At 53.7% G+C, this 20,053-nt stretch carries 15 protein-coding genes and 1 tRNA gene; 5 read left to right on the top strand and 11 right to left on the bottom strand.

All coding sequences use genetic code 11. From position 1 onward, the window contains the following. Positions 1-5 precede the first annotated feature (5 nt). Genes K6K13_RS03330 through K6K13_RS03295 form a run of 3 tightly spaced genes read left to right on the top strand, consistent with a single transcriptional unit; the run spans position 6 to position 7,139 of the window. The gene (locus K6K13_RS03330; RefSeq protein WP_252120410.1) at positions 6-2,291 is read left to right on the top strand and encodes a beta strand repeat-containing protein; all 2,286 of its coding nucleotides are present in this window, start codon (positions 6-8) and stop codon (positions 2,289-2,291) included. 41 nt (positions 2,292-2,332) lie between these two features. Further along, positions 2,333-5,371: a beta strand repeat-containing protein gene (locus K6K13_RS23065; protein ID WP_252120409.1), complete on the top strand. Its 3,039-nt coding sequence runs from the start codon at positions 2,333-2,335 to the stop codon at positions 5,369-5,371. Between the two features lie 16 nt (positions 5,372-5,387). Then, a complete protein-coding gene (locus K6K13_RS03295; protein WP_222159523.1) occupies positions 5,388-7,139 on the top strand; it encodes a ShlB/FhaC/HecB family hemolysin secretion/activation protein in 1,752 nt (583 codons plus the stop codon). A gap of 57 nt (positions 7,140-7,196) precedes the next feature. Here the strand turns inward: K6K13_RS03295 and K6K13_RS03290 are convergent, their stop codons facing one another. From K6K13_RS03290 to rlmE, 7 genes are all read right to left on the bottom strand, one after another. Then, the gene (locus K6K13_RS03290) at positions 7,197-8,348 is read right to left on the bottom strand and encodes a hypothetical protein (protein WP_222159522.1); all 1,152 of its coding nucleotides are present in this window, start codon (positions 8,346-8,348) and stop codon (positions 7,197-7,199) included. Positions 8,349-8,713: 365 nt separating this feature from the next. After that, positions 8,714-8,800: transfer RNA gene (locus K6K13_RS03285), tRNA-Leu, on the bottom strand. A gap of 16 nt (positions 8,801-8,816) precedes the next feature. Continuing rightward, positions 8,817-9,152: a preprotein translocase subunit SecG gene (gene secG / locus K6K13_RS03280; RefSeq protein WP_222159521.1), complete on the bottom strand. Its 336-nt coding sequence runs from the start codon at positions 9,150-9,152 to the stop codon at positions 8,817-8,819. A gap of 252 nt (positions 9,153-9,404) precedes the next feature. Beyond that, complete coding sequence (glmM, locus tag K6K13_RS03275; protein ID WP_222159520.1) at positions 9,405-10,742, bottom strand: phosphoglucosamine mutase; 1,338 nt, start codon at positions 10,740-10,742, stop codon at positions 9,405-9,407. Positions 10,743-10,748: 6 nt separating this feature from the next. Next, complete coding sequence (gene folP / locus K6K13_RS03270) at positions 10,749-11,582, bottom strand: dihydropteroate synthase (protein WP_222159519.1); 834 nt, start codon at positions 11,580-11,582, stop codon at positions 10,749-10,751. A 276-nt stretch (positions 11,583-11,858) separates the two neighbouring features. Next, the gene (gene ftsH, locus K6K13_RS03265; RefSeq protein ID WP_222159518.1) at positions 11,859-13,751 is read right to left on the bottom strand and encodes an ATP-dependent zinc metalloprotease FtsH; all 1,893 of its coding nucleotides are present in this window, start codon (positions 13,749-13,751) and stop codon (positions 11,859-11,861) included. Positions 13,752-13,798: 47 nt separating this feature from the next. Continuing rightward, positions 13,799-14,428, bottom strand: a complete 630-nt coding sequence (gene rlmE, locus K6K13_RS03260; RefSeq protein ID WP_222159517.1) for a 23S rRNA (uridine(2552)-2'-O)-methyltransferase RlmE — start codon at positions 14,426-14,428, stop codon at positions 13,799-13,801. A gap of 188 nt (positions 14,429-14,616) precedes the next feature. Between rlmE and yhbY the strand changes: the two genes are divergently transcribed. Then, on the top strand, positions 14,617-14,910 hold the full coding sequence (gene yhbY / locus K6K13_RS03255) for a ribosome assembly RNA-binding protein YhbY (RefSeq protein WP_222159516.1): 294 nt from the start codon (positions 14,617-14,619) through the stop codon (positions 14,908-14,910). Between the two features lie 118 nt (positions 14,911-15,028). On the opposite strand, the gene greA is transcribed toward yhbY, so the two are convergent. Beyond that, the gene (greA, locus tag K6K13_RS03250) at positions 15,029-15,505 is read right to left on the bottom strand and encodes a transcription elongation factor GreA (protein ID WP_222159515.1); all 477 of its coding nucleotides are present in this window, start codon (positions 15,503-15,505) and stop codon (positions 15,029-15,031) included. A gap of 260 nt (positions 15,506-15,765) precedes the next feature. On the opposite strand from greA, the gene dacB reads away from it, so the two are divergent. Next, a complete protein-coding gene (gene dacB, locus K6K13_RS03245) occupies positions 15,766-17,214 on the top strand; it encodes a serine-type D-Ala-D-Ala carboxypeptidase (protein ID WP_222159514.1) in 1,449 nt (482 codons plus the stop codon). An 86-nt stretch (positions 17,215-17,300) separates the two neighbouring features. Here dacB and cgtA read toward each other — a convergent pair whose 3' ends face one another. From cgtA to rpmA, 3 genes are all read right to left on the bottom strand, one after another. Further along, a complete protein-coding gene (cgtA, locus tag K6K13_RS03240; protein WP_222159513.1) occupies positions 17,301-18,473 on the bottom strand; it encodes an Obg family GTPase CgtA in 1,173 nt (390 codons plus the stop codon). Between the two features lie 252 nt (positions 18,474-18,725). Continuing rightward, positions 18,726-19,685, bottom strand: coding sequence for a DMT family transporter (locus tag K6K13_RS03235; protein WP_222159512.1), 960 nt, complete (start codon positions 19,683-19,685; stop codon positions 18,726-18,728). 99 nt (positions 19,686-19,784) lie between these two features. After that, positions 19,785-20,042 carry a 50S ribosomal protein L27 gene (gene rpmA / locus K6K13_RS03230; protein WP_132454179.1) on the bottom strand — a complete coding sequence of 86 codons (258 nt, stop codon included), beginning with the start codon at positions 20,040-20,042 and terminating at the stop codon, positions 19,785-19,787. Positions 20,043-20,053 lie beyond the last annotated feature (11 nt).

Raw genomic sequence — 20,053 nt, 5'->3', positions numbered from 1 at the left:
ACAGCGTGGGCGGCCAAAACGGCGCGATCACCATTGGCGGCGGCGAAGGTGGCAACGTTACCGTATCAGGCACCGTGACCGCCACGTCGGCGCAGGGCAATGGCGGTAAGGTGAACATTACCGGCGATTCGATTGCTCTGGCAGGAGCCACGGTGGATGTCTCCGGTAAAACGGGCGGTGGCACCGTTAATATTGACGGTGAACGCCAAGGCAAAGGCAGTACACAGCGCGCCACGACCACCACGCTTGATGCCACCACCGTGGTAAAAGCAGATGCAACCACCGATGGCAACGGCGGTAATGTTATTGTGTGGTCAGATAAGCATACCCACTTTGCGGGCAACATCAGCGCTCGCGGCGCAGGTGCTGGCAGCGGTGGCGAAGCGGAAGTCTCCGGCAAAGCGACACTGGCTTACACGGGCAAAACCGATCTGTCGGCAGACAGTGGTAAATACGGTAACCTGCTGCTCGATCCGCACAATGTGATTATCTCATCGGCCGCCGATACAGGGGGTGGGTTCAGCGCCAGCGCCGATGATAGTGTGATTAATGCCAACACCCTGCAAGGGGCGCTGGCATTGGCGAATGTCACCGTTTCGACGGGCTCAAGCGGTACACAGAGCGGTGATATTACCGTTGCCAGCAATATTGGCTGGTCTGCCAATACGTCGTTAACGCTGGAGGCCGCGGGTAACATTGCCCTTAACGGCAATATTTCGGCCACTGGCACCAACGCCGGTCTGGCACTCAATTATGGCAGTGGCAAAGACTACACGTTGCTATCGGGCAAATCCGTCACCCTGTCAGGTGCCAATTCCTCACTCTCTATCGGTGGCGAGAATTACACGCTGATACGCTCGATGGCACAGTTGGATGCCATCAACACCACCGGATTATCGGGTCGTTATGCGCTGGCGCAGAATGTGAATGCCAACGGCACCACCTACAGCAGCGCCCTGGTCGGAACATCACAAGGCACGGCATTTAGCGGCACCTTCACCGGTCTTGGCAACACCATCTCTAATCTGAAAATCAGCAGTGCCGATGCGTATGTAGGTCTGTTTGGCTACAACACGGGCACCATCAGAAATATCGCGCTGACCGCGGCGCAATTAACCGGCTCCTCCACCGCTACCTTCTATGCCGGTTTGTTAGCAGCCTATAACACCGGGACGATCGCCTATGCCTCTGCGGCCGGCACCTTGACGCGCACCTCCACCGCCACCACCTATATGGGTGGGTTGGTTGGGCTCAATGCAGACACCGTCAAATACGCCCACTCTGGCGCGACAGTCAGTGCCACATACACCTCCAGTTGGTCCTATTGGGGGGGGCTGGTTGGCCAGAATAACAAAGACATCTTACAGAGCTACTTTGACGGTGCGCTCAATCTTTCAGGCACTACGGGCAACGGTCTCCAATATACCGGGGGATTGGTTGGTTATAACTTCAATAACAGCAGGATAATGCAAAGCTATTCATCCGGTAGCGTGAAAGGCTCCGGGATGAGTGGTGCCGTTGGGTATGTCGGTGGGCTGGCAGGCGCCAATGCGGGATCTGTGCTCAACAGCTATGCAACGGGAGCCCTGAATACCGGCTTAAATGCCCAAACAGGCGGCTTAGTCGGCAACAACCAGTCTGGTACCATTTCAGGGAGCTATGCCAACAATACCATTACGACCACCTCTTCATTTGCGTCTGGCGGATTGATTGCCTCTGGTAGTAGTGGAAGGGTAATTAACTCGTATTGGAATAAAGAAACCTCAGTCAGTTCAGGCGTGGGAGCTGCCACGCAGCCAACCCAATCCATAGCAGGATTGACCAGCGCGCAAATGAAAGACCCCAGTAATTTCAGCGCATTGGACAGCACCGTATGGGCACCAGCAACGGGCACCGCAGCACCTAATTTGTTCGGTTTCTCGGGCGTCGTGGGTGTGGCACAGAATGCCGTTTACGGCGCGACACCGACAACAACCTATTACGGTGCCGGTTTCTGGAACGCGATAAGCGGCCGTTTAACCAATGGGCTTCAGCTTACAGACAGCGTTGGCGTTCATACATTGAGCACCGCAGGGCTAACCGCCGTTAACGCGAGCGGACAAGCAGCAAACATCATCAGCCTTGGCGGCACGGTGACGCCCGCGCTGCTGACCATTACCGCGAATAACATTGGCAAGGTCTATGGCAGCAACTTCCCCTTCGCTTCCTATTCCGCTTCCGGGTTAGTCAACGGGGATTCGATTAACTCGATGACCTATACAAGCACAGGGTTCTCCCCTATGCCGACGTAGGCAGCTACAGTCTCGCAGTCAGTGGCGCGGGCGGTGTCGGCTTGTCCAACTATACAATCCGTTATAACAGTGGTGTTCTGAGCGTCACACCAGCGGCACTCACCATCAGCGCTGATAACGCCAGTAAGATTTACGGCAACAGTGCCAATCTCGGTTATACCGCCGCAGGTTTGGTGAACGGCGATACGATTGACGGACTGACGCTGACCAGCGCCGGTAATGCCACCAACGCCAACGTCGGCAGCTACGGCATCGCTGCCAGCGATGCCACCGGCAGCAAACTGGGCAACTACACCATCAGCTATAACGATGGCACGCTACTCGTCACCCCGGCAGCGCTCACTATCAGCGCCGATAGCACCAGCAAGATCTATGGCAACAGCACAAACCTCAGCTATACCACTGAGGGGCTGGTAAACGGCGATACGATTGACGCTCTGACGCTAACCAGCGCCGGTAATGCCACCAGCGCCACGGTCGGCAGCTACGACATCACCGCCAGCGATGCCACCGGCAGCAAGCTGGGCAACTACACCATCAGCTATAACGATGGCACGCTGACCGTCACCCCGGCGGCGCTCACCATCAGCGCCAACGACGCCAGCAAGATCTACGGCAACAGTGCAAACCTCGGTTATACCGTTGAAGGACTGGTGAACGGCGATACGATTAGCGGGTTAACGCTGACCAGCGCCGGTAACGCCAGCAGCGCCAACGTCGGCAACTACGACATCACCGCCAGCGATGCCAGCGGCAGCAAGCTGGGCAACTACACCATCAGCTATAACGAGGGCACGCTGACCGTCACCCCGGCGGCACTGACCATCAACGCCAACGACGCCAGCAAGATCTACGGCAACAGTGCCAACCTCGGTTATACGGCAGCGGGTCTGGTGAACGGTGATACGATTGATGGACTGACGCTGACCAGCACTGGTAACGCCAGCAAAATCTACGGCAGCAGTGCAAACCTCGGTTATACCGCAGCAGGTCTGGTAAACGGGGATACGGTTGACGGGTTAACCCTGACCAGCGCCGGTAATGCCAGCAGCGCCAACGTCGGCAGCTACGGCATCACCGCCAGCAATGCCACCGGCAGCAAACTGGGCAACTACACCATCAGCTATAACAATGGCTCGCTGACCGTTACCCCGGCAGCGCTCACTATCAGTGCCGATAACACCAGCAAGATCTATGGCAGCAGTGCAAACCTCGGTTATACCGCAGCAGGTCTGGTAAACGGCGATACGATTGACGCTCTGACGCTGACCAGCGCCGGTAACGCCAGCAGCGCCACGGTCGGCAGCTACGGCATCACCGCCAGCGATGCCAGCGGCAGCCAGCTGGGTAACTACACCATCAGCTATAACAATGGCTCGCTGACCGTTACCCCGGCAGCGCTCACCATCAGCGCTGATAACATCAGCAAGATCTATGGCAGCAGTGCAAACCTGGGTTATACCGTTGAAGGACTGGTGAACGGCGATACGATTAGCGGGTTAACGCTGACCAGCGCCGGTAACGGCAGCAGCGCCAACGTCGGCAGCTACGGTATCACCGCCAGCGATGCCACTGGCAGCAAACTGGGCAACTACACCATCAGCTATAACAATGGCTCGCTGACCGTCACCCCGGCGGCACTGACCATCAACGCCAACGACGCCAGCAAGATCTACGGCAACAGCGCCAACCTCGGTTATACCGCAGCAGGTCTGGTAAACGGCGATACGGTTGATGGGGTAACCCTGACCAGCGCTGGTAACGCCAGCAGCGCCAACGTCGGCAGCTACGGTATCACCGCCAGCGATGCCACCGGCAGCAAACTGGGCAACTACACTATCAGCTATAACAATGGCTCGCTGACCGTTACCCCGGCGGCACTGACCATCAGCGCCGACAATGCCAACAAGATCTACGGCAGCAGTGCCAACCTCGGTTATACCGCAGCAGGTCTGGTAAACGGCGATACGGTTGACGGATTAACGCTGACCAGCGCCGGTAACGCCAGCAGCGCCAACGTCGGCAGCTACGGCATCACCGCCAGCGATGCCACCGGCAGCAAACTGGGCAACTACACCATCAGCTATAACAATGGCACGCTGACCGTCACCCCGGCAGCGCTCACCATCAACGCCGACAACGCCAGCAAGATCTACGGCAACAGTGCCAATCTCGGTTATACCGCAGCAGGTCTGGTAAACGGCGACACGGTTGACGGGTTAACCCTGACCAGCGCTGGTAACGCCAGCAGCGCCAACGTTGGCAGCTACGGTATCACCGTCAGCAATGCCACCGGCAGCAAACTGAGTAACTACACCATCAGCTATAACAATGGCACGCTGACCGTTACCCCGGCAGCGCTCACTATCAGTGCCGATAACACCAGCAAGATCTACGGCAGCAGTGCAAACCTCGGCTATACCACCGCTGGTTTGGTAAACGGCGATACGGTTGATGGGTTAACCCTGACCAGCGCCGGCAACGCCAGCAGCGCCAACGTCGGCAGCTATGGCATCACCGCCAGCGATGCCACCGGCAGCAAACTGGGCAATTACACCATCAGCTATAACAATGGCTCACTGGTCGTTACCCCGGCGGCGCTCACCATCAGTGCCGATAACGCCAGCAAGCTTTATGGCCAAACAGCAACGCTCGGCTATCAGGCTAACGGCCTGTTGAACGGAGATAGCGTCGAGTCGGTAACCGTCTCAAGCTCAGGTGCCGATCGTTCAGCGGCAGTGGGGCAATATGCGGTGGTAGCTGAAAATGCGGTGGGCGATCGCCTTGCCAACTACAACATTACCTACGTGAATGGCGCATTAACCGTCGATCTGCCAATCCCCACTGATTTACCGCTCGCGGCCAATATTGGTAACCGTTTCGCGACGCAAAACCTGACGCAACAGCTGACGGGCTCCAACATGGTTGTCACGCACGATGCCACTACAGCCCCTACCACACAGGGACAACCAGGCGGCAGCAGTGCCAATAATGACGTTATGGCCACTGTCGAGCCTCGCCTTGCAGGCGCGGTATGTATGTTAGGCGCGGACTACGCACTTTCTTGCTCAGGCAAATAATAAAAAGAGATTTTTGATGCGAGTATCATCTTTATTTTCACCAGCGTTTTTATCACCGACACTGCTCAGCCTGTGCATCGGTATCGGCCTCAACACAAGCGCAGCATCGGCTGCGCCATCTGCGGGTCAATTAGCGCAACCCACTTATGCCCCTGTCCAGCAGCGGGACAGCGGGCGGATCACATTGCCAGCAACCACGGGTCTGCATGCGCCGCAAGGTTCAGAACAGCTGTACGTTGTACCATCAGGCCTCATCGTTGAAGGCGGCTACCCTGAACTGGCGCAAGAAACGGCCCGCATTGCGTCCACGCTGAAAGACAAGAGAGTCTCAGCAGCCCTGCTATTTGCTGCGGCACGAGAGTTGGAAGCCGCGTATGCCAAGGCAGGATACCTGCTAACGCGCGTCACCTTGCCGCCTCAGCAAATTAATGACGGCGCACCGCTAAGAGTCATCATCACCGATGGCTTTATTGAAAAAATCGATGCTTCCGCCTTTCCGATCACGGCGCGCCGCCGAATGGAAAGCATGCTGGCTCCACTGGTAGGAGAAAAGCGCCTTACGCGTAGCATGCTTGAACGTCGTTTACTGCTGGCGGGCGATACGCCGGGCGTGATGCTTAAATCCACCCTGCAACCAGGAAGCCAACCGGGATCAACCGTGTTGATCGTCGATGGGCGTTATAACCCTATCACTGGCAGCGTTTCACTCGATAACGGGCAGTCTGATGAGCTTGGCAAATATTCACTCGGCGTCGGCGGAGAGCTCAACAACATCACCGGTTTAGGCGATCAGCTCTATATGCGGTTGAACGGTTATCCACGTGGTGATGATCCCATCATGGACAGCGAGCCACGCAGCCGCCAGTTTGCGCTTGGGCTTGTGGTCCCTTTGGGTACTGACGGTTTCTGGCTAAACCTTGAAGGGGTTGATAGCCGCACCAAACCGACATCAGAAACGGCCGTCACCACCCGCGATCGGTATCACCGTTTCTCAACCCGCGTGGGATACCATTGGCTGCGCGCCCGCGACATCAACACCTCGACGCTGATGGCGTTGGATATTCAGAATGAGCAGCAGAATCTGCAACTCAACAGTCTTGATATCCCGTTCACACAGGATAAGCTCCGTGTCTTGCGTCTGACGCAGTCCTTTGATGTCACGACGGATTACGCTTCCCGCTTTTCGTCCTCCCTGACCGCGTCTTTCGGCATAGATGGACTCGGAGCCAGAAAGGGGAATGCTGACCTCCCCATGAGCAAAGACGGTGCTAAACCCGATTTCCAAAAACTGGAACTGACCATGAACTACAGTCAGGGGTTGGCTGACGGCAAGGTGCAACTCTCTCTGGCGGGATTGGCACAAACGGCATTCAATAACGTATTGCCCTCTTCCGAGCAAGTCGCTATGGGCGGTTCAAGTTGGATCTCCGCTTTCGACTCCGGCACGATGAGCGGTGACAGTGCGTTGGTAGGGCGCGCCGAAGTGGGCCTTCCACAGCCATTAGGCGCCTTTTCCTGGGCACCGACCTTTGGTAACGCGCTGATGCCTTACGCCTTTGGCTCACTGGGCACCGTTGGGCTCTCGAAACCGACGGCGTTAGAACAAAAAGAAGTGCACGGCAGCGCGTACGGGGTGGGCTTACGTCTGAGTACCAGCCAGATAGCCAGCCCTAACAGCGCCATGGTCTCCGTTGAATATGCCCGAGGTAAACAAAGCGGCGAACCCGATGACGACCGTGTCAATCTGCGCGTGTTAACCTTCTTTTGATCGATGCAATCCCCCGTATCCCGCAAGGGATGCGGTGTTTTCGCTCCCCCCTCACCGCTAGCGTTGGCGAATACCGCCACCTAGCGGTTTGTTCTGGTTAATATTCACCGCCAATTTATCTTGCAGAGCCTGAATCGCAGGCGATATCACCCGCTTGCGATTTGGTGAATCGTGCTGAACCGAAGCATTGTCAGTAATAGACGACTGCGCCTCAAAACGCTTAGTCATTGCCGATAGATGTCCCGGCCAAGGGCTGATAGTGCGGCGTGTAGCCGACAGGTTATTCAAGGCAGCACGGGAGGACGCAGGGCGCTGCACGGCGGGGGCGTCCGATACGTTCGGCGTGCTATCTCTTTCATTGCCAGGCCATGTCGTCGGTCGCGTCAGATCGCTGACGGGATATTTCGAGACGTAATGCCCGTAAGCATCGACAGAAACGAATGCCTTGAAGCGCTCAGCGTGCTCACCGGATAGGAGTATTTTTGCCTGTGCTTTATCACCATTGAAAAAGGTTTTAAGTGTATTACCTGTCATCATCGCGCTGATATTGCGTTGCGGATTCGCGGTCATTTTTTGGCATAGATCGGCCAGACTCGTGAATGTTAGCGTTTTGTCTTGCAAAACTTTCATGGCGGTTTCACCACGGAACTCCCCATTCGTTCCAGGACGCGTATCAATCTTCACCTTGGAGATCGCCCGTCCTTCCATAGGATTGGTGATAAATAAGAGATCGTTACCCTGTCGAACCAGTGAAATAGGCTTGTTGAAATAGATGTAATCGCCCTGGCAACGGATATTGTCGCTGCTAAACAAATGGCTCGTTGGATTTTTAAGGAGGTAATCAGAAATCATTTTTTCATCGCTGTCGATACTGCTAGCACTACTATTAGACTTTCCGTCGTTAAACAGCGGGCTCAAGATGCTTTTTGCCGTCACGATATTCGCTCTCTCATGATAGACCATTGCTACCAACGGGTCCATTTTGCAAGCCATCCCATCATTAGCGGAAGCCTTTTGCATCGGCATACGCGAGGGAGTGGACGCATCCTTTCCCCATTTGGCTGTAATGCCTTTGAAAACGTCACCGATACCGACAAATACCTTTTTTACCGTAGTAGAAAAGGAGCAAGAACGGTTACTGATGCCCGATAAGAGCTGTTGCCATTTACCCTTCGGTGCCGCTTTTTGGGGTTCAGTACGCGTATTCACACCACCGTCTCCGATGCTGATGGCCCTTGATCCATTCACTCGCGTTGATTGTATGATCCCGCTATTGTTTACCGTCATTACGCTTGTACCTCTCGTTAATTACTCATCATTTCATGACTTACAACTATGTAGATTGCCAATAGAGCGGCAACAGGTGTGACGATGATTATTTCATAACCAGCACAATGAAATTTTAAGAGAACGCCCTTCAGCGATGAGTCATGAATGCAACACGCATTGCTTGATACAGCAGTCAGTACAGGAATGAAGATAGTGGCCGAGGCCAGAGAGATAAGTGTACAGCGAGCAATTCAATACAGGAATTAAAACAAAAAAAGACGTCAATCGACGTCTTTTCTTATTATTGGTACCGAGGACGGGACTTGAACCCGTAAGCCCAATCGGGCACTACCACCTCAAGGTAGCGTGTCTACCAATTCCACCACCTCGGCATCCGAAATCTGTTACTTATTTGGGAATGTCACTCGCAGGCGCAGCCGGTGCTGCTGGCGTAGCAGGCTGTTCAACCTGAGCTGGCTGGCCCAGATTATCCCACTCACTGCCGCCCTTGCTCTGATGTGAACTCATGTTCCCTAAGACCAGGCTGAGGACGAAAAACAACGTCGCCAATACAGCGGTCATACGTGTCATAAAGTTACCGGAACCGCTCGAACCGAACAACGTTGCCGATGCTCCAGCTCCGAACGAGGCACCCATATCAGCACCTTTACCTTGTTGCAGCATGATCAGACCTACCAGGCCTAATGCGATCAACAAGAAAATGACTAAAAGAGCTTCGTACATGATAGTACCCGTAACTGTTTCCCCATCATCTGGATGAGGAGGCTAAATTCTCGCGGAAAACCGCACACATCTCGCTCAACGGACAGCGTTAGTCCCTGCTAGAGCGGGTCTGAATACTAACCAAACCCACTGAGCGACGCAAGTGTATTTTAGAAAGATCAATGCGATTGCGGAAAAAAACGGCTAAAGCCATCAACGGGTGCTGAGGTTGCCTTCACAAGGCGTAAAAAAGGCAACCCGACACCCGAGAAATCAATGCGCAGCCTTCACGACATCCGCAATCTGATTGGCAAGACTGATAACCAGTGCCTCATCTTCCCCTTCGACCATCACGCGAATCAAAGGCTCGGTACCTGACTTACGCAGCAGTACGCGACCGCGTCCCGCCAGCGTTTTCTCCACCTCTGATACCACGTTTTTCACGGCGTCGCTTTCCAGCGGATCGCTGCTGCCGGTGAAGCGTACGTTGACCAACACCTGAGGGAACAATTTCATGCCGCTACAGAGGTCGTGAAGGGACATATGGTTGCGTACCATCGCCGTCAGCACCTGAAGGCCGGCAATGATGCCATCACCCGTGGTGGTTTTATCCAGCAGAATGACATGCCCGGAGTTCTCTGCGCCGATGCGCCAGCCCTTCTCCTGCATTTTTTCCAGCACATAGCGATCGCCCACTTTGGCACGAGCAAATGGGATCCCCAGTTGTTTCAATGCCAGTTCCAGACCCATGTTGCTCATCAATGTACCCACCGCGCCGCCGCGCAGTTGCCCTTGACGCAACCCTTCACGGGCAATGATATAGAGGATCTGGTCGCCATCGACCTTATTGCCTTCGTGATCCACCATGATCAAGCGATCGCCGTCGCCATCAAATGCCAGACCAACGTCCGCCTTTTCCGCCAACACGCGGGATTGAAGCTGACGCACATCTGTTGCACCGCAGGATTCATTGATATTCATGCCGTCTGGTTCACAGCCAATGGCAATCACCTTTGCGCCCAGCTCACGCAACACGCTCGGAGCAATGTGGTAGGTCGCACCATTGGCACAATCCACCACGATTTTTAACCCACTCAAGCTCAGTTCGTTCGGGAACGTGCTTTTACAAAACTCAATGTAGCGCCCGGCAGCATCCACAATGCGATTCGCTTTGCCTAATTCAGCCGATTCCACGCAGGTCAGCGGTTTATCCAGCTCAGCTTCGATGGCTTCTTCGACTTCATCCGGCAGTTTTGTGCCATCGATAGAGAAAAACTTGATGCCATTATCGTAGTAGGGGTTGTGTGATGCAGAGATAACAATGCCCGCTTCAGCACGGAAAGCGCGCGTCAGATACGCCACGGCAGGTGTCGGCATCGGGCCAGTAAATGAGGCCGATAACCCGGCGGCGGCAAGCCCAGCTTCCAACGCAGACTCCAGCATATAGCCAGAAATACGCGTATCTTTGCCGATAATGATTTTGCGCGATCCGTGGCTCGCCAGCACCTTACCGGCAGCCCAACCGAGTTTTAACACAAAATCCGGGGTGATGGGCGTCTCGCCCACTTTGCCTCGCACACCATCCGTACCAAAATATTTGCGGTTACTCATTCGTTATTATTCCTTCTCTGCCAACGTGGCTTCGACAACTCGCATCGCGTCAACCGTCGCTTTTACATCGTGTACGCGAATAATATGCGCGCCCTGCATGGCAGCAATGACTGCGCAGGCGACGCTACCATGTACGCGCTGGAGCGGAGGAACATTGAGCAGTTGTCCCACCATGGATTTTCTCGACATCCCGACCAGCAGCGGTAAACCAAAATGATGCAACTCCGGCAAATGCGCCAGGAGGCGGTAATTATGCGACAAATTCTTACCGAAACCGAACCCGGGATCCAGCAGCAGGCGCTCTTTTTCAATGCCAGCCTCGGCGCACCGTACGATCTGCTGTTGGAAGTAGGCGTTTACCTCGGCCACCACATCGTCATAATGCGGGTTATGCTGCATGGTTTTCGGCTGACCTTGCATATGCATCAGGCAAATCGGTAACCCGGTTGCCGCTGCGGCTTCCAGTGCGCCCGGTTCCTGCAATGAACGAATATCGTTAATCAGATGGGCACCAGCCTGCGCCGCTGCACTGATCACCTCGGGTTTGGACGTGTCAACCGAGAGCCAGGCATCAAAGCGCGCCGCCAACGCCTCAACCACCGGGATAACACGATCCAGCTCTTCCTGCACGCTGACATCCGCCGCGCCGGGGCGCGTGGACTCGCCGCCGATATCAATCAGCGTAGCCCCTGCGTTGACCATCTCTTGCGCATGGCGGATAGCTTCATCGAGGGCGGTGTATTTGCCACCGTCGGAAAATGAATCCGGCGTAACGTTGAGAATCCCCATCACCTGAGGATGAGTGAGATCCAAAATGGCATCATGGGCAACTAGTTTCATCACCTTCTTCCTTTAACAACCGGGTTATCAATAAAGAAAAACCCCGGCAAGCCGGGGTTTTAAAAGAGGGGGTCAACAGCGCTATGACCGGATAACACTATCACATAACGCTGCTATACCCGTCATAGTTCAAGTTGCAGGCATGTTGGCTGCGTTCGCTCACCCGAATCACTTACCTGAGTAAGCTCATCGGGATTCACTCACTTGCCGCTGTCCTGCAACTCGAATTATTTAGGGTATATAACCGTGCACGCGGTAGGCTGCACTTCTCGCTTATCAGCTTGGCTGTGCTGCGGTCGGCGTACCGCCACCGTTGCCCGGTTCATTGTTGCTGACCGGTGCACTTTCCCATCCCGCAGGCGGACGCACATCACGGCGTGACATCAAATCATCAATTTGCGGCGCATCGATAGTTTCGTACTTCATCAGCGCATCCTTCATCGAATGCAGCACATCCATATTCGCCATCAACAGCTCACGCGCCCGCACGTAGTTACGCTCAACCAGTGATTTAACTTCCTGATCGATAATGCGTGCCGTTTCGTCAGACATGTGTTTTGCCTTGGCAACTGAACGGCCCAGGAACACTTCGCCATCTTCTTCTGCGTACAGCAACGGCCCCAGTTTTTCTGAGAAGCCCCACTGCGTTACCATGTTACGCGCAATAGAAGTTGCCACTTTGATGTCGTTCGACGCACCGGTGGATACTTTTTCTGCGCCATAGATAATCTCTTCCGCCAGACGACCGCCGTACAGCGTAGAAATTTGGCTCTCCAGCTTCTGACGGCTGGCGCTGATCGCGTCGCCTTCCGGCAAGAAGAAGGTCACACCCAGTGCACGACCGCGCGGGATAATGGTGACCTTGTGCACCGGATCGTGCTCCGGCACCAGACGACCAATAATCGCATGGCCCGCCTCATGATAAGCGGTAGACTCTTTCTGCGCTTCCGTCATGACCATAGAGCGGCGTTCTGCCCCCATCATGATCTTGTCTTTGGCTTTCTCAAACTCCACCATGGAGACCACGCGTTTGTTACCGCGTGCAGCGAACAGTGCCGCCTCGTTCACCAGGTTTGCCAAATCGGCACCGGAGAAGCCTGGCGTACCGCGCGCAATCACCGAGGCATCCATATCCGTCGCCAAGGGAACGCGACGCATGTGCACTTTCAGAATCTGCTCACGACCACGAACGTCCGGCAGGCCAACCACCACCTGACGGTCAAAACGGCCCGGACGCAACAATGCAGGGTCAAGTACGTCAGGACGGTTGGTTGCAGCAATCACGATAATGCCTTCGTTGCCTTCAAAACCATCCATCTCAACCAGCATCTGGTTCAGGGTTTGTTCACGTTCATCATGACCACCGCCCAGACCGGCACCACGTTGGCGGCCCACGGCATCGATCTCATCGATGAAGATGATACAAGGCGCTGCTTTCTTCGCCTGCTCGAACATGTCACGCACACGAGATGCACCAACACCCACGAACATTTCAACAAAGTCAGAACCGGAAATGGTGAAGAATGGCACCTTCGCTTCGCCGGCAATTGCCTTGGCAAGCAGGGTCTTACCCGTTCCCGGCGGCCCTACCATCAGGATGCCTTTCGGAATTTTACCGCCCAGTTTCTGGAAGCGGCTGGGCTCGCGCAGGTATTCCACCAGTTCGCTCACTTCTTCTTTGGCTTCATCACAGCCAGCGACGTCAGCAAACGTGGTTTTAATTTGATCTTCGGTCAGCATGCGCGCTTTGCTTTTGCCAAAGGACATGGCGCCTTTACCGCCACCGCCTTGCATCTGACGCATGAAGAAAATCCAGACGCCAATCAGCAACAGCATCGGGAACCAGGAGATGAAGATCGATGCCAGCAGGCTCGGCTCTTCCGGCGGTTCACCAACCACTTTCACATTCTTGGTCAGCAGGTTATCCAGTAGCTTGGGATCGTTAACAGGAATGAAGGTGGTGTAGCGGTTGCCATCTTTTCTTGTAACGTTAATCTCACGCCCGTTAATACGTGTTTCACGGACCTGCTCCTGATTCACCTCAGTCAAGAAGGTAGAATAGTCCACCCGGCGGCCATTTGACTCGCTGGGCCCAAAGCTCTGGAATACGGACATCAGCACCACTGCGATGACGAGCCAGAGAATCAGGTTTTTAGCCATGTCACTCAATGGATTAACCTCATATTACAACTGTGTTAAAAAACAGCGTTAGGGTACTACAGTTTACGCCCTGTCGCTACAATGTACACTTCACGAGAACGAGCACGCGAAGCATCAGGCTTACGAATCTTCACTGTTGTGAACAGGGAGCGAATTTGTCGCAGATATTCATCAAAGCCATCTCCCTGAAAGACCTTCACCAGAAAACTTCCGCCCGGTGCCAGAACATCCCGACACATTTCCAACGCCAACTCAACCAGATACATGGCTCTTGGAATATCCACGGCGGGGGTCCCGCTCATGTTGGGCGCCATGTCTGACATCACAACCTGAACTTTATTATCCCCTACCCGCTCCATCAAGGCGCCAAGCACTAATTCATCACGAAAATCGCCTTGAAGGAAATCGACACCAACGATGGGATCCATTGGTAAAATATCGCACGCGATGATCCTGCCCGCATTGCCGATCTGCGTCACCACGTATTGAGACCACCCACCAGGCGCAGCGCCCAGATCTACTACAGTCATGCCCGGTTTAAACAGTTTGTCAGTGCGCTGTATTTCATCCAGTTTAAACCAAGCGCGAGAGCGTAGCCCCTTTTTCTGCGCCTGCTGTACATATTTATCGCTAAAGTGTTCCTGCAACCAGCGACTGGAGCTTGCAGAACGCTTTTTATTTGCCATCGGCTTTCCAACTCTTTGTTATGTACAACAACCCACTTGCCATTAACCATCAACTTGTCATTTACAACGGGTCTTGCTTAACACCGACGCCGCTAAAGATCGGCCCATCAACGTCACCAAATTGGTTATAATGGTGAGATGGCGGTAGAATGACCCGTTTTCAATCCCAACCTAAGTAAAAAAGACACATGAATCTAAGCAACAAACAAAAACAGCACCTCAAAGGCTTGGCTCACCCACTCAAACCGGTGGTTATGCTGGGTAATAATGGCCTTACCGAAGGTGTTCTGGCTGAAATTGAACAATCGCTAGAACATCATGAGCTGATCAAAGTTAAAATTGCAACTGAAGATCGGGATACTAAGGTATTGATTGTTGAAGCCATTATCCGCGAAACCGGTGCCTGCAACGTTCAGGTTATCGGCCATACGCTGGTGCTGTATCGCCCGTCGAAAGAACGTAAAATTGTGTTACCCAAGTAACAAATTATAACACTGTGTTTCACATTTAACGAAAAGGTGCCATGCCTGTTCGTTAGAGAAAAGGCCGCATGCGGCCTTTTGCTTTTCTTTACACAATTTGCCGATTTAATCGGCGAAATTACAGATAGGCCACTTTCAGGATCTCATATTCGACCAGACCACCGGGCGTTCTGATGGTCACGACATCATCCTGCTCTTTGCCAATCAACCCGCGGGCAATCGGTGAATTGACAGAAATCAGGTTTTGTTTGAAATCCGCTTCATCATCGCCCACGATGCGATAGGTTTGTTCTTCTTCCGTGTCCAGGTTCATCACGGACACTGTTGCACCAAAAATGACGCGCCCATTGGCTGGCATTTTTGTCACATCAATCACTTGTGCATTGGACAACTTGGCTTCGATTTCCTGAATGCGGCCTTCGCAAAAGCCCTGCTGTTCGCGCGCCGCATGGTATTCAGCATTCTCTTTTAAATCACCGTGTTCACGAGCATCAGCAATCGCCGCAATGATTTCCGGACGGCGAGTGCCTTTCAAGAATTCTAGCTCTTCACGTAGTTTTTCTGCACCACGCAATGTCATCGGAAATTGTTTCATATCTTCAAACCTCTAAGAAACTTGTAAGACGTTCATTATCGTCATCCTGACGCTTCAACAAACAATGCGACAGACGGTCGGTATGCCAGCGCTCCCTGGCAATAAACAAAAGTAACCTGACCCGGAACAAGGTTTCAGGTCAGGAGCGATTTTGCATTTTGATACGTATTTTAACCCAGAGTTCCATAAGGGTCATCGTTTACTTTAGACCGCATTGCGCCGTAGTATGACCCCACGTTACCCTGTTGTAAGCTGAGATTATGCGTTTTTTATCGACTTTTTCCGGACTTGCCTGCGCAGTTGTGCTACAGAGCTCTGTATTATCGGCTCACGCAGCAAGCATTAACGATCACATTCAATACCTGCCGGATGGCGCTAATTTGGCGTTTTTGGCACAAAAAATAGGCGCCAGCAGTCCGGCAGTGGCTTACAACAGTGAACAAATGGCATTACCCGCCAGTACACAGAAAGTGTTGACGGCGTTAGCCGCTTTGCTACAGCTAGGTCCAGATTACCGTTTCGTCACCACGCTGGAAAGCCATGGTGCAGTGAATGCTGGAAAATTGAACGGTAATTTGGTGGTACGCTTCAGCGGCGACCCGACACTGAAGCGCCAGCAGATCCGTAATATGGTCGCCGAATTGAAAAAACGCGGCGTACAAAGCATCGCTGGTGATGTGATCATCGATACCTCGGTGTTCGCCAGCCATGACAAAGCACCGGGCTGGCCGTGGAACGATATGACACAGTGCTTTAGCGCACCGCCGGGCGCTGCCATTGTCGATCGCAACTGCTTTTCCGTCTCCCTCTACAGCGCGCCTAAAGCGGGTGACAACGCGTTTATTCGCGTTGCCTCCTACTACCCTGTCCAGATGTTCAGCGAAGTGCGCACGCTAGCCAAAGGCTCATCTGATGTGCAATATTGCGAACTGGACGTGGTTCCGGGCGAATTAAACCGTTTCACACTGACCGGCTGTCTGATGCAACGCGCCGAACCGTTACCGCTGGCTTTCGCTATTCAGGATGGTGCCAGCTACGCCGGTGCCATCGTTAAAGATGAGCTGTTACAAGCGGATATCCGTATCACGGGCAGCTTACGTCGCCAAACGCTGACAAGCCCTGCGGGCACCGTGCTGGCTCAGACGCAATCCGCACCGCTGCATGACCTGCTCACCATCATGCTGAAAAAATCCGACAACATGATTGCAGACACGGTTTTTCGCACCATCGGGCATGAACGCTTCAGCGTGCCAGGCACCTGGCGTGCCGGAGCCGACGCGGTGCGTCAGATTCTACGGCAGAAAGCGGGCGTCAATCTGGACAACAGCATTGTGGTTGACGGATCTGGCCTGTCGCGCCACAACCTGATTTCACCCGCCACCATGATGCAGGCGCTGCAATACATCGCTCAGCACGATAACGAATTGAAATTCATTGAGATGCTGCCATTGGCTGGTTACAACGGTACCTTACAGTACCGTGCCGGACTGCATGAAGCCGGCGTTAACGGCAAGGTTTCCGCCAAAACCGGTGCGTTGCAAGGGGTGTATAACCTTGCAGGCTTTATCACTACGGCCAGTGGCCAGCGCATGGCTTTCGTGCAATTCCTGTCGGGCTATGCGGTTCCCCCTGAAGATCAGCGCGCACGCCGTGTGCCGCTGGCGCGCTTTGAAAGTCGTCTTTACAAAGATCTTTATCAGAGCAATTAACATAAAAAAGCACGATCCCAAAAAGGGATCGTGCCAAGGGTAGCGTAATCAAGATCCTCCGTCAGCGGAGGATCTTCGCATGAGAATTACTTCTGATAAATGATCTCGACGCCTTCGTCGTCATCCTCGTCCCAGTCGTCATCCCACTCTTCTTCAGCTTCATTTTCCACGGCGGCCAGTTGCTCACGGTGGTAGTCATCCCACATGAACTCGACTTTTTCAGGCCCTTTCTCTTCGATAGCCATGGCTTTCGGCTGTGTTTCCAGGAAGTTCATCACATCCCAGCACAGTGCGTTGACGCCAGAACGGTTAGCCGCAGAGATCAGGTAGTATTTACCTTCCCAACCTAATGCTTCGGCAATCGCTTTAGCACGCTGCTCTGCTTCCTCTTTCTCGATCAGGTCGACCTTGTTGAACACTAACCAACGCGGTTTTTCTGCCAGAGAAGCACGGTATTGCTGCAACTCATTGACGATCACTTTGGCATTTTCTACCGGATCTGATTCGTCGATCGGCGCAAGGTCGATCAGGTGCAGCAGCACACGACAGCGCTCCAGGTGTTTGAGAAAACGAATCCCCAAACCCGCGCCTTCGGAAGCACCTTCGATCAGCCCAGGAATATCGGCCACGACGAAGCTTTTCTCGCTGTCCATGCGTACCACGCCCAGGCTAGGCACCAGTGTGGTGAAGGGATAATCCGCCACCTTGGGCTTAGCGGCAGACACCGCGCGAATAAACGTCGATTTACCGGCATTCGGCAACCCCAGCATCCCGACATCTGCCAGTAGCAACAATTCCAGCATCAGAGAACGTTCTTCGCCTGCTGTACCGCTGGTTTTCTGGCGCGGTGCACGGTTAACCGACGATTTGAAACGGGTATTACCCAGTCCGTGCCAGCCGCCTTTCGCCACCATCAAACGCTGCTCGTGGCGCGTCATATCGCCCAGCACCTCTCCGGTACTTTCGTCCAGTACGCGCGTACCAATCGGCACCTTGATGGTAATATCTTTACCGCGCTTGCCGGTACAATCACGGCTTTGCCCGTTCTGACCGCGCTCGGCGCGATACGATTTTTCAAAGCGAAAATCGATCAACGTATTCAGGCTTTCATCCGCCAACAGATAAACGTCGCCGCCGTCGCCACCATCACCGCCGTCCGGACCACCATTGGGGATATATTTTTCACGGCGGAAGCTAACACAGCCATTACCGCCATCACCAGCCACCACCAGAATGGTCGCTTCATCTACAAACTTCATTCACTCTCTCCGCAACAACCTTTAGAGATTACCTATCATCAGACGCCATGCATCAGGACATTGTCGGTTCTCTTTGGCGTGATGCTTTCATGGCATGACGCGTAAATAACCGCCGCGCATCATGCAAAAAAACGGAACGTAACAGAACCAGCCTCGCAAGGGAGCGGCATTGTACCCGCTTCCCGCACTGATTTCATCTGTATTAAAAATAAACAGTACACACCACCATCGATAGCCTCAGGCTAGCGCGCATTACTTTGGCACAGGTATGACACTATCGCGTTTTCTTCCCGGAAAAAAACGGTGCCCAATCGCGGAAAACATCGCCCCGGAGACCACGACAAACGCCCCGATATAACCCACAAGATTTAACGCCGGGGTGGCAAAATAGAGCGGCCACAGGATTGCTAACAGGTCAGAGAACAACAGGGTAAACAGCGGCGTCAAGGTAATAATGGCACTCACCTGTGCCGCCTGCCAGCGCGCCATCGCCTCAGCCAATGCGCCATAGCCAACCAATGTATTCACACCGCAGAAAAGCAAACAAATCAACTGCCAGCGGGTCAGTTGAAAAATGGTCTCGGGGTACGCCCACGGCGTAATACACAATACACACAGGACGTACAGCAGCAGCAAAATCTGTTGTGACGACAGGCGGCGCAGTAATACTTTTTGCGCCACGCCGTAACTCACCCACACCGTAGCGGCGCCCATTCCCAACAACACACCCAGGGTGTAATCCGTCAGTCGGGTAAAAATTTCAATCAGACTGGCGTTGAAAAACAACAGCATACCGCACAGCAACATCATGGCACCGATAATCTGCGTGCCACGCATTTTCTCTTTCAAAATAAGCACGCTGGCGAACATCATTCCCACCGGGGAAAGTTGTCCAATCACTTGCGATGTGGTCGGGCTTAAAAACTTGAGTGAGGAGCTGAACAGCACAAAGTTACCCAGCAGCCCGCCAGTGGCAATCAACAACAACACCCACCAGCGCCGATGGCGAAAAAGACGCAGCGGCGGCAACTGACGACGAGAGAAAAGAATGATCCCAAGCCCAATCGAGGCCATAAAAAACCGATACCACACCACGGTATAGGGCTCCATGACAACAAGCACCTGCTTCATGGCGATGGGCAGCGCGCCCCAGCATACTGCCGCCGTCAAGGCCAGGCTCAGCCCGATGCCAGCCTGCTGTTTCGTCTGCATGGTTCTCTCAGTTTATTGCGGGTGGTGAAGGGATATGGAAATGTAAAAAGCCCCGCAACGAATTGCGGGGCTTTATATCTGTAAGACCTAACTCGAAAATTACTCAGCTACGATGCTGATGTATTTACGGTTTTTCGGGCCTTTAACTTCGAACTGGACTTTACCGTCAGCCAAAGCAAACAGAGTGTGGTCTTTACCGCAACCTACGTTAGTGCCCGCGTGGAATTTAGTACCACGTTGACGAACGATGATGTTGCCAGCCAGAACGCTTTCACCGCCGAAACGTTTTACGCCCAGGCGTTGTGCGTTGGAATCGCGGCCGTTACGAGTCGAGCCGCCAGCTTTTTTGTGTGCCATTTAATCCGCTC

Source organism: Symbiopectobacterium purcellii, assembly GCF_019797845.1.
In the GTDB taxonomy this organism is placed as follows: Bacteria; Pseudomonadota; Gammaproteobacteria; order Enterobacterales; family Enterobacteriaceae; genus Symbiopectobacterium; species Symbiopectobacterium purcellii.
This window is presented reverse-complemented; position numbering and strand designations above follow the sequence as displayed.